Origin of the sequence: Mycobacterium tilburgii (genome assembly GCF_902168065.1) — a bacterium.
Lineage (GTDB): Bacteria > Actinomycetota > Actinomycetes > Mycobacteriales > Mycobacteriaceae > Mycobacterium > Mycobacterium tilburgii.
On the sequence record NZ_LR655708.1, the window covers coordinates 1 to 12,653 of the forward strand.

At 66.2% G+C, this 12,653-nt stretch carries 12 protein-coding genes and 7 pseudogenes; 4 read left to right on the top strand and 15 right to left on the bottom strand.

Annotated elements, in window-relative coordinates:
• Positions 1-36: 36 nt before the first annotated feature.
• Both FQ389_RS09365 and FQ389_RS09370 read right to left on the bottom strand, forming a co-directional pair.
• Positions 37-1,165 (bottom strand): annotated as a pseudogene (locus tag FQ389_RS09365) (methylmalonyl-CoA mutase family protein); the annotation flags it as partial.
• A 109-nt stretch (positions 1,166-1,274) separates the two neighbouring features.
• Positions 1,275-1,555 (bottom strand): annotated as a pseudogene (locus FQ389_RS09370) (methylmalonyl-CoA mutase family protein); the annotation flags it as partial.
• Between the two features lie 189 nt (positions 1,556-1,744).
• Between FQ389_RS09370 and FQ389_RS09375 the strand changes: the two are divergent.
• On the top strand, positions 1,745-2,500 hold the full coding sequence (locus FQ389_RS09375; RefSeq protein WP_144207025.1) for a TVP38/TMEM64 family protein: 756 nt from the start codon (positions 1,745-1,747) through the stop codon (positions 2,498-2,500).
• Positions 2,501-3,265: 765 nt separating this feature from the next.
• Here the strand turns inward: FQ389_RS09375 and FQ389_RS19635 are convergent.
• The 4 genes and pseudogenes from FQ389_RS19635 to FQ389_RS09395 all read right to left on the bottom strand — a co-directional run.
• Entirely contained in the window at positions 3,266-3,388 is a 123-nt protein-coding gene (locus FQ389_RS19635; RefSeq protein ID WP_260860624.1) for a hypothetical protein, read from the bottom strand.
• Between the two features lie 176 nt (positions 3,389-3,564).
• Positions 3,565-3,924, bottom strand: a complete 360-nt coding sequence (locus FQ389_RS09385) for a DoxX family protein (protein WP_144207097.1) — start codon at positions 3,922-3,924, stop codon at positions 3,565-3,567.
• A gap of 18 nt (positions 3,925-3,942) precedes the next feature.
• Positions 3,943-5,023: pseudogene (locus tag FQ389_RS09390) on the bottom strand (SPFH domain-containing protein).
• A gap of 46 nt (positions 5,024-5,069) precedes the next feature.
• A pseudogene (locus tag FQ389_RS09395) lies at positions 5,070-5,222 on the bottom strand (NfeD family protein); the annotation flags it as partial.
• Here FQ389_RS09395 and FQ389_RS09400 point away from each other — a divergent pair.
• Positions 5,221-6,139, top strand: a pseudogene (locus FQ389_RS09400) (hypothetical protein). The pseudogenes FQ389_RS09395 and FQ389_RS09400 overlap by 2 nt on opposite strands.
• Here FQ389_RS09400 and FQ389_RS09405 read toward each other — a convergent pair.
• The 4 genes and pseudogenes from FQ389_RS09405 to FQ389_RS19640 all read right to left on the bottom strand — a co-directional run bounded on the left by FQ389_RS09405 (position 6,105) and on the right by FQ389_RS19640 (position 9,159).
• Positions 6,105-7,173, bottom strand: a pseudogene (locus FQ389_RS09405) (ferrochelatase). The pseudogenes FQ389_RS09400 and FQ389_RS09405 sit on opposite strands and share 35 nt — an antisense overlap.
• Positions 7,174-7,179: 6 nt before the next feature.
• Positions 7,180-7,989 (bottom strand): NADH-dependent enoyl-ACP reductase InhA, encoded by an 810-nt coding sequence (inhA, locus tag FQ389_RS09410; RefSeq protein WP_144207029.1) that lies wholly within the window; start codon positions 7,987-7,989, stop codon positions 7,180-7,182.
• A gap of 19 nt (positions 7,990-8,008) precedes the next feature.
• Positions 8,009-8,764, bottom strand: a complete 756-nt coding sequence (gene fabG, locus FQ389_RS09415; protein WP_144207031.1) for a beta-ketoacyl-ACP reductase — start codon at positions 8,762-8,764, stop codon at positions 8,009-8,011.
• Positions 8,765-8,817: 53 nt separating this feature from the next.
• On the bottom strand, positions 8,818-9,159 hold the full coding sequence (locus tag FQ389_RS19640) for a GMC oxidoreductase (protein WP_260860625.1): 342 nt from the start codon (positions 9,157-9,159) through the stop codon (positions 8,818-8,820).
• Here FQ389_RS19640 and FQ389_RS19645 point away from each other — a divergent pair.
• Entirely contained in the window at positions 9,145-9,324 is a 180-nt protein-coding gene (locus FQ389_RS19645; RefSeq protein WP_260860626.1) for a hypothetical protein, read from the top strand. The genes FQ389_RS19640 and FQ389_RS19645 overlap by 15 nt on opposite strands.
• Positions 9,325-9,522: 198 nt before the next feature.
• Here FQ389_RS19645 and FQ389_RS19650 read toward each other — a convergent pair whose 3' ends face one another.
• From FQ389_RS19650 to FQ389_RS19670, 5 genes are all read right to left on the bottom strand, one after another.
• Positions 9,523-9,684: a GMC family oxidoreductase N-terminal domain-containing protein gene (locus FQ389_RS19650; RefSeq protein WP_260860627.1), complete on the bottom strand. Its 162-nt coding sequence runs from the start codon at positions 9,682-9,684 to the stop codon at positions 9,523-9,525.
• On the bottom strand, positions 9,612-10,073 hold the full coding sequence (locus tag FQ389_RS19655; RefSeq protein ID WP_327021928.1) for a GMC family oxidoreductase N-terminal domain-containing protein: 462 nt from the start codon (positions 10,071-10,073) through the stop codon (positions 9,612-9,614). Before FQ389_RS19655 ends, FQ389_RS19650 begins: the two co-directional genes overlap by 73 nt.
• A gap of 5 nt (positions 10,074-10,078) precedes the next feature.
• Entirely contained in the window at positions 10,079-10,393 is a 315-nt protein-coding gene (locus FQ389_RS19660; RefSeq protein ID WP_260860628.1) for a GMC family oxidoreductase N-terminal domain-containing protein, read from the bottom strand.
• 73 nt (positions 10,394-10,466) lie between these two features.
• Positions 10,467-10,739: a helix-turn-helix domain-containing protein gene (locus tag FQ389_RS19665; RefSeq protein WP_260860629.1), complete on the bottom strand. Its 273-nt coding sequence runs from the start codon at positions 10,737-10,739 to the stop codon at positions 10,467-10,469.
• On the bottom strand, positions 10,736-11,254 hold the full coding sequence (locus FQ389_RS19670; RefSeq protein ID WP_407662829.1) for an AraC-like ligand-binding domain-containing protein: 519 nt from the start codon (positions 11,252-11,254) through the stop codon (positions 10,736-10,738). The genes FQ389_RS19665 and FQ389_RS19670 overlap by 4 nt, the downstream gene beginning before the upstream one ends.
• Positions 11,255-12,003: 749 nt before the next feature.
• On the opposite strand from FQ389_RS19670, the pseudogene FQ389_RS09430 reads away from it, so the two are divergent.
• Positions 12,004-12,600 (top strand): annotated as a pseudogene (locus FQ389_RS09430) (DUF559 domain-containing protein).
• Positions 12,601-12,653 lie beyond the last annotated feature (53 nt).

The following is a 12,653-nucleotide window of genomic DNA, read 5'->3' on the forward strand; positions in this document are numbered from 1 at the left end:
CCTTCAACAACGTCGCCCACCCCTGCATCGAGGCGATGGCCGCGTGGTCCCCGACCCCTGTCGCAACACCAACTGTGTGTTGCGGGCTATGCGGGCGGAGAAGTCGGTCGGCAGTGCCAGAGCCTCGTACAGCACATTGGTGTGCATCGACTGGGTGTGCCCCTGCGTCGCGGCCATCGCCTCGATGCAGGGGTGGGCGACGTTGTTGAAGGCGTCCTGCGCAATCAGCGACCACCCCGAGGTCTGCGAATGCGTGCGCAGCGACAGCGATTTCGCGCTCTTCGGGTTGAACTGACCGACCAGTTCTCTCCACAGCAACCGTCCGGCCCGCAGCTTGGCGACCTCCATGAAGAAGTTCATCCCGATGCCCCAGAAGAAGGACAGCCGGGGCGCGAACTTGTCGATGCCCAGCCCGGCGTCCAGGCCGGCCTTGATGTAGTCGACGCCGTCGGCCAGCGTGTACGCCAACTCCAAATCTGCTGTGGCAAAGGCCTCTTAGATGTGATAGCCGGAGATCGAAATAGAATTGAATTCGGCATCTTGGCGCTGGTATAGTCGAAGACGTCGGGGATGATCCGCATCGACGGCTTCTGCGGATAAATGTAGGCGTTGCACACCATGAACTCTTTAAGGATGACACTGAGGACAGGTCGATACCGTCGATCAGCTGTCACATGTACAAGATGGAATCGATTGCCACACAGTCCATTCCGATGTCACCCTGCACGCGGGGATGGTCGGAGTCGTAGCCCCGGTGGGTAACCAGGTCGAACGCCACCGACAGCCCCTTCTGGTCCGCGGCCAGGTTGCGACGGTAGAAGGCGTTGGATTCCGCGGTGGAGAACCCGGCGTACTGCCGGATGGTCCAGGGCTGGTTGACGTACATCGTCGAGTATGGGCCGCGCACGAACGGCGGTTTGCCGGGAAAGCTGTGTAGCGGAAAACCATCGGCTGCGACGGCGGCGCGGTCGGCTGCGATGTACACCGGCTTGACTGCGATGTCTTCGGGCGTATGCCAGATCAGCTGCTCGGGCGAGTACCAGTGCGCCGCGGCGGCCGCGGCGACATGCTTGTCCACCGCGGCCGGCGCCGGCGCCTGGCCCGCGCGGTCACCGTGCAGCGGTACGTCGGCGAAGCTGCCGATAACCGGAGTAGACGTCGTCATCGTGTCACGCCCCAACCGAGTGAGCAGATCCGAAAGTGCTTCGATCGCATTAATGTTGGCTGTCAGGTACTCGTCGGGACGGTGCGCCGCATCGACGTCGGCGACCGCCTTGTCCGGCCCTCAAGCCGGATTTGACGTCGCGGAACGGGTCGGCGCCGCGCAGATAGGGCCATTCGCCGGGCAGCGCCGGCTCGGGGAGTTCGTCGAAGGCGGTGTAGAGCGGCCGCACGGCGAACCCGTCGTAGGTCGGGTGTCCAGCAGACGTTCGGGGTGGTCTCCCAACTCGGCGGGTTCCTTGTGGGTGCTCTTGGCAAGCACACCGGCAACCGCGGTGCGCCAGCGCTCGCGAACCTGTTCTAGGTCGGCGAGCTCGGGTACATCAATGGACACCGACTGTTCCTGTTTCCGCAGCTGCAGCAACGTTGATTGAGGCTGCTGGGGATATGCGACTCGCTAATCAGGCTAAATTGATTGACCCCGCCGCTAAAAACCGCTCGGGCAGCGATGAGGCCGAGCCGGCGGTGAAACGCCAGGTTTGGGATACAGGTTATTCACATACGACCCGTAACGTTGACTGACGTGACGGTCCCCGCCACCCCCAAAACCACCAGCACGCTGCGTACTCGGTCGCGCGCGCTGGGATTAACCGCGCGCCGGCTGGCGCGGCCGCACACGCTCGCAGCAGTAATTGGGATCACAGTCCTGATCGCGGTGGTGTTGTGGGTTCCGCTGCCCAGCGCGGTGCAACTGCGCGATTGGGCGCAATCGGTCGGCCCGTGGTTCCCGTTAGCCTTCCTGGTCGCGCACATCCTCGTCACGGTGGTGCCGATCCCGCGCACGGCGTTCACCCTGGCCGCGGGCCTGCTGTTCGGGCCGGCCCTGGGCGTGCTGATCGCCGTGGTGGCTAGCACCGCAAGCGCGGTGCTAGCGCTGATGCTGGTCCGCGCGGCCGGGTGGCGACTCAACCGGCTGGTTCGCTACCAGGCCATTCACCGCGCCGACGAGCGGCTGCGGGAGCGAGGCTGGGTGTCGGTGCTGTCGTTGCGACTGATTCCCATCCTGCCGTTCTCGGCGATCAACTACGCCGCCGCCGCGTCGGCCGTCGGCCTGCTCCCCTACACGGTGGCCACCCTGGCCGGTCTGCTGCCCGGCACCGCCGCGGTGGTTTTCCTCGGCGACGCGCTGGCCGGCCACCCCAGCCCGCTACTGTTTACGTTCTCGTTGTTCACCAGCGCCCTAGGCCTCACGGGTCTGTTTATTGAGATTCGGCACTACCGCCGCCAGCACCCGTCGCGTCCCGACGCGCCCGCGGCCAAGCCCGTCGTCATCAGCTAACTGCAAACGCACTGTTGAATGCGTAGCCGATTGCCTGAAAGATCTACATCAATGGAGAGGCTCTACGCGCAGCAGCTTGCGAGCTTCAATCTGCAACCGTCGCGGACCGGCCTGCTCATGCAGCTGCTCGGCGCCTTCACCTCGGTGGACGTCGCGATGCTATCGTTTGTGCTGGACCGGATCAAGCTGCATCGCGTTCCCGGCGGGGGCGTGGTGGCCGCCCGTACCGCCATCCGCTACGCGCCGGCACCACGGCCGCGACCACATGCCTCAAAGCTGACGATCGCGGCGGCGCTCGTGGCCGCGATCTGCATCACGGCCATCTGGCTGATCCCCAAGAACGTCGCCTACGCGCCGAACCCCACCCCGGTGCCCGGACCTGACGCCCATCACGTTTCCCGCGGCCAGTGCGGCCGGACGGGGCACCGGCATCTACTTCGAGTACGCAGACGGCTCTGGCGGAATGGGTTGTACTGCAGGGTTTTTGGTGCATACCAGCACGGGCCAAGCAGTGGTGCTGACCGCCGGACACTGCAACTGCCCTGGCAAGCCGAGCAAGGTGTGGTGAACCTCGGCGAAGTCCTTCCGTACGCCGCAATGGGCACCTTCGTCAAAACGGTCAGCGAAGGGGTGCACAACGAACAACACGACATCGGCCTGATCGTGCTCGACCGCGACAACGTACCACGCAGCTCCGCCATCGCCACGACACTGCCGATCACCGGGGTCACCAGCGAGCTGACGACCGGCCAGGAATTATGCAAGTTAGGCATGGGCAGCGTCGAGGCCGAATGCGGACAGATCTTCGACGTCACCGAGCGCAAGGTTTCGTTCGCCGCGGGCGGCCAACGTGGCGATTCCGGTGGCCCGGTCTACCTGATGCAACACGACGGCACCGTCACCGCGGTCAGCATAGACATCCGCGGCAGCAACCCCGCGACTCCCAAAGCGGGCTGCTTGGCTCCCGCGAAGTACTCCATCGCCGAACTTGTGCAGCCCTGGCTGGACAGGTGGCAGCTCACCGCCGTGACCGCGCAATCGGCCGGGCCGCGCTTACGGACGCCCTACCGGCTGCGGTCCGGCCCCTTGACGGTCATCGCGGCGAAAAGCGCCAAGAACACCGCGGCCGGCAGGCCATTGACGACCTTGTCCCGCACCCGCACATGCGCGCCCACCGCCAACACGAAGTACAGCGTCAGCATCGCCGTCGTCAGCCGCGCCAAAGCGGGGAACCGCACCACCGACGCCAGCCCGACCGCCGCGACGGCCTTGACCACGGGGAACACCGGCCGGATGTTTTCCGGGACGCCCACATCGTCCAGGGTCTTCTTGACCGGAGCCACCTGGACGCCGCACGCGACCGCGTCGGCGGCGTGGAACACGGCAAGGGCCGCATAGGTTTTAGGCGAAGTCAAAACACTCATCCGGCAATCCTAGTGATCTTATCGGGTCAGTTCCGGTGGTGCCCCGGGCTGGCCGTCGACAGGTTGGCGGGCGATCGCCTCGGCGTTGGCGGCAGCCTGGGCGATCTTCGGATAGCTCTCGGTGGAGAACCAGTCCGCGACCTCGGCGTCGTCCTCGTCGACGCTGTGTCGGGGCGCATCCTCGACCGGCGATGGCTGGAACCGGAAACACCCCGTCCTCGCCCGGTGTACCTAGCAGCTTGGTGAAGCCCTGTAGCGCCGCGCTGAAGTCGCTGGGCACCACCCGCACCTTGTTGGCATCGCCGCGCGCCGTCTTCGGCAGCGTCTGCAAATATTTGGTAGGCTAGTATCTCCGGCGTCGGCCGCCCCGCCTTGTTCGCCGCGAACGTCTTCTCGATGGCCTTGAGCTGCCCCTGCGCCTGCAGGTAGGTGGCTGCGCGTTCACCCTGGGCGCGCAGCATCCGGGACTGCCGGTCGGTCTCGGCCGCCAGGATCGCGGCCTCCCGGGTGCCCTCGGCGGTCAAGATCATCGCCCGCTTCTCCCGGTCGGCTTTCATCTGCTTTTCCATCGACGCCTGGATCGACGGTGGCGGGTCGATGCTGCGCAGCTCCACCCGTGCCACCCGCAGCCCCCAGCGGCCGGTGGCCTCGTCGAGGACGCCGCGCAGCTGCACGTTGATCTGGTCACGGGAGGTCAGGGTCTGCTCCAGGGTCATGCCGCCGACCACGTTGCGCAGCATCGTCGTGGTAAGCTGCTCGACACCGACGATGTAGTTGCTGATCTCATACACCGCCTTCTGCGGGGCCATGACCTGGAAGTAAACCACGGTGTCGATGTTGAGCGTCAGGTTATCCTCGGTGATCACCGGCTGCGGCGGAAGTGACACCACCCGCTCACGCAGGTCAACCCGGTCGCGGATGCGATCGATGAAGGGCACCAACAACGTCAACTGGCCGCTGACCGTACGACTGTACCGACCCAGCCGCTCGATCACCTCGCCTAGTCCTTCGGGATCAACGCCACCGATTTGGCCACAACGATGATCGCAAAGATCACCAGGACGGCCAGCAACACCAAACCAGCAACCGCACCTTCCACCGGAGTTCCTTTCTCTCGCAGCGTGTTCGCAGCGTCTAGGCCGACGTCAATGTTTCAAGACGACCGCCGTCGCACCGTCGATGTGGACGACGGTGACCGATTCCCCCGGTTCGTAGACATCGTCATCGTTGAACGACCGCGCCGTCCAGACCTGGCCGTCGAGCTTGACCTGGCCTTCGTCGCGGGCGACCCGTCCGATGTCCCTGTGGGCTAACGCATGGCTCGCGGGCACAGCTGCGCCCGACGATGTGGTGGACGCGTTATCTCTTTGAGCGCCAAAGCAATCCGTCACCGCGTATTATGCCGGCGCGGCCGGTCACATCGGGCTGCCTTAGCCCAATGTGCACGACGCCAGAACCGTCACCTTGTTACAGTTGCAGACACTGCGTGGCGCGGTTGGCCGGCTGACCGGCCCGGGTTCCAGCGGCGCCCTGGGGGCGTCGCGAGGGACGATCAACGTGGTGTTGCCGGTGCCCGGCGACGTGCGCGGCCTGACTCCCGGCACGCAGTTCGAGCGCGACGCCCTGGCCGCCGGTGAGGCCGTGATCGTCACCAACCCAGACGATCCCACCGCGGCCGTCGGCCTGGTTCCCGAGTTCTCCTACGCCGATGCCGACGACTCGGCAGACGACGACGGCACAGCACCGGAGCTGTGCGCACTGTCGTGGACGGTGTACTCGCTGCCCGACGCTCCGGTGTTCGAGCACCACGAGCTCGGCGATGCCGACTACTCGGTGCGGTCGGCCGCCGATACGCTCGGCGCCATCGGGCTGGGAGCGACGAGCGACATCGACGATCCGCGCGGCTTGGTGGGGCAGCTGCTGGAATCCGCACGCCAACATCGGGTTCCCCGATCATACACCTCGACGGGCGTTACGGGTGCTGGAGAACGCCGCGCATGTCGACGCGATCATCGCGGTCAGCACCGGGCTCACGCGGTCAGACTCGCCGGAGCGGTTCACGGCGCCGGTCGCCGCCGGCCCGAAACCACTCGAGACGCAATCCGCGTCCGAGGCACGCATCGCCGGCGATGCCCTGCTACCTTTGAGCGGCGTGGTGCGGTCGGCGCGGATGGCCGCGGTCAACGCGATCCTGCACTCGGCCTGGGCGAACTAACCGTTCTGTCCCGCAACGCAATGCGGCGGTCGGCACGCCTGGCCGTCGATGCTGGCAAGGCAACCGGGCACCGGATCGGGACCGCTCACCCGCTCCGGTGGGCGGCCGTACCGTAACTCGTCGATCAGATCCACGGCCAGCTGCGCGAACCGCTGGTGCGCGTTGGGCGTCGAGGCCCGCACCAACACCATGCCAGCCGCCTCAGCCTGCTCGCGTAGTTCTACGTCGAGATCCCACACCACCTCGATGTGGTCGGCCACGAACCCGACCGGGCAGACGATCACCGCCTTGGTACCCGCGGCGGCCAGGGCGGCCACCTGGTCCTCGACCTCGGGTTCCAGCCACGGCACCTGCGGCGGCCCGGACCGCGACTGCCAGGCCAGATCGTATTCGGCATATCCGGCCGCGGTCGCAACAAGCCTTGCGGCGTAGGCAACCTGGCGGCTGTACAATTGCGGGCCCATCCGTTCGTTAGCGGACACTGGAATCGAATGAGCCGTGAACAGCAACCGCGCGCCGGCTTGCTGCTCGGGGGTCAGGGCGCCGGCGGCTTCGCCGATGGTATCGGCGAAGATCTGCGCGAACCGCGGGTGGTCGAAATAGGGCCGCAGCTTGACCAGGTGGGGCACACCCGGCCCCGCAGCCCGGCGGGCGTGGGCGATGTCTTCGACATACTGCGTGCAGCTGGAATAGCCGCTCCAGGCCGACGTGGTGAACACCGCCGCGTGGCGAATACCGTTGTCGCGCATCGTCGTCACCGTGTCTTCGATGTACGGCTCCCAGTTGCGGTTGCCGAAATACACCGGCAGGTCCAGACCCCGGTTGCCGAGTTCATGTTCGAGCTCGGCGATCAGCGCACGGTTGATGCCGTTGATCGGCGAAACCCCACCGAAGTGCAGGTAATGCTCGGCGACGCGGTCGAGTCGTTCCGGCGGCACATCGCGGCCGCGGGTGACGTTCTCCAGGAACGGCCGCACCTGCTCGGGACCCTCTGGCCCGCCGAAGGACAGTAGCAGGACGGCGTCGAATTCCATTGCTGTCTACAGTAATTGGGTGCTGGCGCCGCCGTCGGCGTAGATGATGGTTCCCGTCGTCGCCGGAAGCCAGTCGGAAAGCAGCGCACACACCGTCTTGGCCACCGGGGTGGGGTCCTTCATGTTCCAACCGATCGGGGCCCGCTGGTCCCAGCCCTCCTCGAGCAGCTGCATCTGGGCACCGGCCTCTTCACCCAGCGCGCCGCCGACGATGGCGCTCATAGCGAGCGTCCGGATCGGCCCGGCGGCAACGAGATTGGAGCGCACTCCGGCCTTGCCCGCCTCGCGTGCCACGAACCGGTTGACCGACTCCAGCGCGCTCTTGGCGACCGTCATCCAGTTATAGGCTGGCATCGCCCGCGACGGGTCGAAGTCCATGCCGACGATGGAGCCGCCCGGATTCATGATCGGCAGCACCGCCTTGGCCAGCGAAGCGTACGAATATGCAGAGATGTGAATGCCTTTGGAGACGTCCTCGTACGGCGCATCGAAGAACGGGTTGATTCCCATCCCGGTCTGCGGCATGAAACCGATCGAGTGCACCACGCCGTCCAGCTTGTTGCCCTCACCGATCTCGGCGGTCACACGCTCGGCCAGGGTGTCGAGGTGCTTCTCGTTCTGCACGTCGAGTTCGATCAGCGGAGCCTTCTCGGGCAGCCGGTCGGCGATACGCTGGATCAGCCGCAACCGGTCGAATCCGGTCAGCACCAACTGCGCCCCGGCTCCCTGGGCCACCTTGGCGATATGAAACGCGATCGAGGAGTCGGTGATGATCCCGGTAACCAGGATCCGATTGCCCTCGAGAAGTCCTGTCATGTGAAAGTCCTTTTCTCTCTTAATGGCCCAGGCCCATGCCGCCGTCGACGGGGATGACCGCGCCGGCGATGTAGCTCGCATCCTCGGACGCCAGGAAGCTGACCGCCCCGGCGACCTCCTCGGCCGTACCGACCCGCTTGGCCGGGATGAATTCCAGTGCGCCCGCCTGGATCCGCTCGTCGAGCGCGCGGGTCATCTCGGTGTCGATGTAGCCAGGGGCAACCACATTGGCGGTCACCCCGGCCTTGGACAGCTCGCGGGAGATCGAGCGGGCCATGCCGATTAGGCCGGCCTTGGCGGCGGCGTAGTTGGCCTGGTTGCCGATGCCCCACATGCCGGACACCGACCCGATGAAGATGATGCGGCCGAACCGCTTGCACTGCATGCTGCGCGACGCCCGCTGGGCTACCCGGAACGCGCCGGTGAGGTTGACGTTGATGACCTCTTCAAAGCGCTCCTCGGTCATCCGGATCAGGAAGGCGTCCTTGGAGATGCCCGCGTTGGAGACCAGCACCTCGACCGGCCCCTGGTGCTCCTCGACCGCTTTGAAGGCGCGATCGACGGCTTCGCTGTCCGTGACGTCACACACCACGCCGAACAGTCTGTCGGGCGCGCTGGAGCCGCGGTGGGTGACGGCGACCTTGTGGCCGTCGGCGGCCAGCCGTTGCGCGATCGCCAATCCAATTCCCCGGTTTCCGCCGGTGACCAGGACTGAACGGGATACGAAAGGGGGTTTGCCGCCGGTCGCGGCGAGCTCAGTGGCTGTGTAAGTCACCCGGTCAACTTATCGCCTCGCCTCGTCGAGGCCGAAATCGGCATGCTCGCTGATCAATAACCGGCCGCGGTTAGCACGAAATCGGCCGCGCGCTCCCCGATCAGCACCGACGGCGCATTGGTGTTGCCAGAGGTGACCGCCGGCATGATCGACGCGTCGGCCACCCGCAACCCATCGACCCCGTAAACGCGGAGCTGCGAATTCACCACCGAGGCGGCCTCGACGCCCATCTTGCAGGTGCCCACCTGGTGGTGATACGTCATCGCGGTGCGACGCACGTAGTCGGCCAGCGCGGCCTCGGACCGCATCTCCGGCCCTGGGTATTGCTCTTGGAATCCGTACCCGCGCATCGCCCCGGGGCCGTGCACCTCGCGGCACAGTTGCAGAGCGGACACCAGTACGGCGAGGTCTTCGGCGCAGCTAAGGTCGCGGGATCGATCAGCAGCGGGTCATCCGGGTTCGGGCCGGTCAGCCGGATGCTGCCGCAGCTGTTCGGCCGGGCCTTGCCCGCCAGCAGCGAGATGCCGTTCTCCGGCCCGGTCATCCACGCCTCGCTGTAGAGCGGAAACGCGAACACGATCGGTTGGACGTCGGGCGTGAGCAGACCGGGCCGGGCGTGCCCACGGGGTGGGTCTGGGCCAGCGGCAGGCCGGGTGCCGGCGAAGCGATGGTTTGCTCGGTCGTCAACACCACCGGCGCCAGCACGTGGTCGTGCAGGTTGCGGCCGACTCCGGGCAGGTCGACCGGTCACACGGATCTCAAGGGGCGCGCAGGTTCCGGGCGTCGCCGATGCCCGACATCACCAGCAACCGGGGCGATTCGATCGCACCCGCCGAGACGACCACCTCTAACGCGGCGGTCGCCGCTTCCAGCCGGCCGGCGCGGATCCATTCCACCCCGATGCACCGGCCGCCGTCCATCTCAGCCGGCGAACGTGTGCACCGGTGAGGACCGTGAGATTGGGATGTGTCTCGACGGGTCGCAGATAGGCCGCGGCCGTGCGATGCCGCCGCCCGTCCTTGATCGTCAGCGCCATCGACGACACGCCGTCGAGCAGCCCGCTGTTGTAGTCCGCGTTGACCGGCAGGCCGAGCCCGACGAAGCCGTCCATCGCCGATCGTTGCACCGGATCCGGCTGGTAACGGGTGAGAACGCGCAGCGGTCCGTCGACGCCGTGCAATGCGGAGGTCCCGCCGTCGTAGTCCTCCATGCGCCGGAAAATGGTCAGCACGTCAGCCCAGGACCAGCCGGTGTTGCCCAGATACGCCCAATGGTCGTAATCGAATCGAGCGCCGCGCACGTAGATCATGGCGTTCAGCGAGCTCGACCCGCCAACACCTTCCCCCGCGGCCAGTTCAGCCGTCGATCGGCCTCCTGCGGCCGCGGGACGGTCTGGTGGGCCCAGTCATCGGGGCTGGACCACAGCTCGAACATCCGTGCCGGATCGGCGATCGCGGAATTGGTGTCTGGTCCGCCGGCTTCGAGAACCAAGACGGTCAGGCCGTGGTCGACAAGTCGGCGCGTGACGGCGGCTCCCGCCGATCCCCCCGCACCCACCACGATCACGTCCGCGTTGTACTCCGACGTCGGCGTCCAGCGCGACCCCCTTCGTTCGAGCGGTGGAATCACCTCCACTCTGGGGGCAGCAGCCGACCCGTTCTTGCCACCTCGCGCACAGGACTTTTCCGCCTAGCGCATGGACTTAGGCACCTTCGGCGGCTGTTGCGCGCGCACGGTAGTGCGTCGGGGGGACGCCGTGCACGGATTTGAACAGCCGGGAGAAATGCGCAGCGTTGGTCAGCCCCCAGCGTGCGGCCACCGAACTCACCGACACGTGGGCGTACCTGGCATCAGTGAGATCACGCCGGCACCGTTCGATCCGCCGGGCGCGGATCCAGCCGGTGACGGTGTCGCCGTCCTCTTCGAAGAGCCGTTGCAGGTACCGCACCGACATGCCGTTGGCCGCGGCGATCACGCCGACGTCGAGGTGGGGGTTGCCCAGTGAGCGCTCCAAATAGGCCTGAACGCGGGCCAGTTGCGCCTTCGCCGGCCAGGATCTGGCCGGCGGCCCGCGTCAAGAACGGGGACACCGCCGCGCCCAGACCCAACCGGCCGCTGATCGTCCGGGCGGTCAGGTCGGCCAGCCGCGCCGCGGGGAAGCGCAGCAGCGCCTTGGGCACCATCACCACAAGCAGACCGGTAGGACTCGGTGAACCGCAGTCGATACGGCCGCAAGGTGTCGTAGACGGCCATGTCGCCGGGCTGCAGAGTCGAGTGCCGGTCGTCTTGGTGCACCGTACAACGGCTGCTGAACTGCACCCCTACCTCGATGCAGTCCGGGTCGTTGCGCCGGACCAGCCGCTTCGTGCGCCGAACCTCTACGCCGTTGGCGTCGACGGCCATCTCCGACAACATCACATCGCCCACACTGGCGGAGCGGAGTTTGCCGGAGAATCGGGCGGGATCGGCGATGGACATCGTCAACGGCACGTAATGTCTCCGACACTGCGTGCCGGAACGTGTCGACCTGTTCTTCCGCGCCGTTGCGGGTGCCTTCCTCGATTTGCGGGTCCCGACGGTTCATGACTCCGTTGCGGTCTACAGCCGCGCTGGGCCAACCACGCCAGGATGCATTCGGCTGGCCACCGCTGTTCGAGCATCATATCGTGTCCGATGTTGGAGATGAGCTCAGCTCGGTGCCATAGCACGCCGCCGTCGCCACCACGTCACAGGGCGGATACTGGCGTCGTGTTCCCCGCCGACCACCAACACGGGAGCGCCGATCCGCGACCAGCGCAGCAATGTCGTCGGGCCCATGTCGATCAGCAATGCCCGCGTGCTTTCGGGTTGGAACTGCCGCGCTGACTGGGCGCCAGGACTTGAAATCCCCGTTCTGCGAAGAAGTCCAGGAAGTGTGCGTCCCAACACTATCCGCCCTGAAAGGCGCCGTGGACGAACACCAGCGGGTGCGGGTGCGCCTCGGTGGGCTGGCCCTTCGCGACCACTGCGAGCAAGCGATACTCCTCTACGTGCGATAAACGCTGCCACACCTCACTATTCGGCAGCTGCCCGCGCGAGACTTGCTCACAGGTGCACGACTGTTGTCCGTACGCGCCCAATGTCACATATCAAGCGCCGCGAGCGGAACGCCAGGGTGCAAAAGCGAGCCAAATCTCGCCCTGGCGTTAGGCTCGAGGTCATCAGTGCCGCGCTGTCGTGGCACTCGTCACACTTCCGCCATGGATGAGCCGTTTCTGGGCAGCCGGGCGCGGGCCGCGGGTGCAATCACCAGGCACGAGCTGCGCCGTCGATATGTCGCAGTGCACCGTGACGTGTATGTCGTTCGAGATACCGAGTTGACCCCGATACTGCGCGCGAAGGCATGTTGGTTGCGATCGCGTGGTCGCGGCATTCTTGCCAGCCATTCCGCCGCAGCCCTCTACGGCGCGAAATGGATCGATCCGGGGTTGCCGGCCGCGATCATCGACACCAATCGCCGTCGCATAGCCGGTGTGAATGTCTGGGAAGAGCGGATCGAGGCCGACGAGATCGCCGTCGTCGAGGGCATGCGGATAACCACCCCGGCGAGGACGGCTCTCGACCTCGCGCGACGGCATCGGCCGAAGCATATTTGGATATGGGCTCGGAGGACATCAAGGTCGCTGTGGAGTATGACGGAGACCGGCACCGGTCCAGTCCGAGCGCAGTACGTCCGGGACATTCGCAGGCTCGAAATGCTGCAGCGCAGGGGGTGGTTGGTGGTGCGGGTGATCGCCGAGGACCACCCCGACGACATCGTGCGCCGCGTCCGCGAAGCACGCGCGCGCCGAGCGTAACGGCAGGCCGCAAAACCGAGTCAGATCCCGCCCCGGCGTTACGCTCGCGGGAA

Coding starts and splice junctions, on each gene's coding strand:
- inhA (WP_144207029.1), bottom strand. CDS start 7,989: ATGACAGGACTTCTCGAGGGCAATCGGATCCTGGTTACCGGGATCATC.
- FQ389_RS19650 (WP_260860627.1), bottom strand. CDS start 9,684: ATGGACGGCGGCCGGTGCATCGGGGTGGAATGGATCCGCGCCGGCCGG.
- FQ389_RS19655 (WP_327021928.1), bottom strand. CDS start 10,073: ATGATCTACGTGCGCGGCGCTCGATTCGATTACGACCATTGGGCGTAT.
- FQ389_RS09385 (WP_144207097.1), bottom strand. CDS start 3,924: ATGAGTGTTTTGACTTCGCCTAAAACCTATGCGGCCCTTGCCGTGTTC.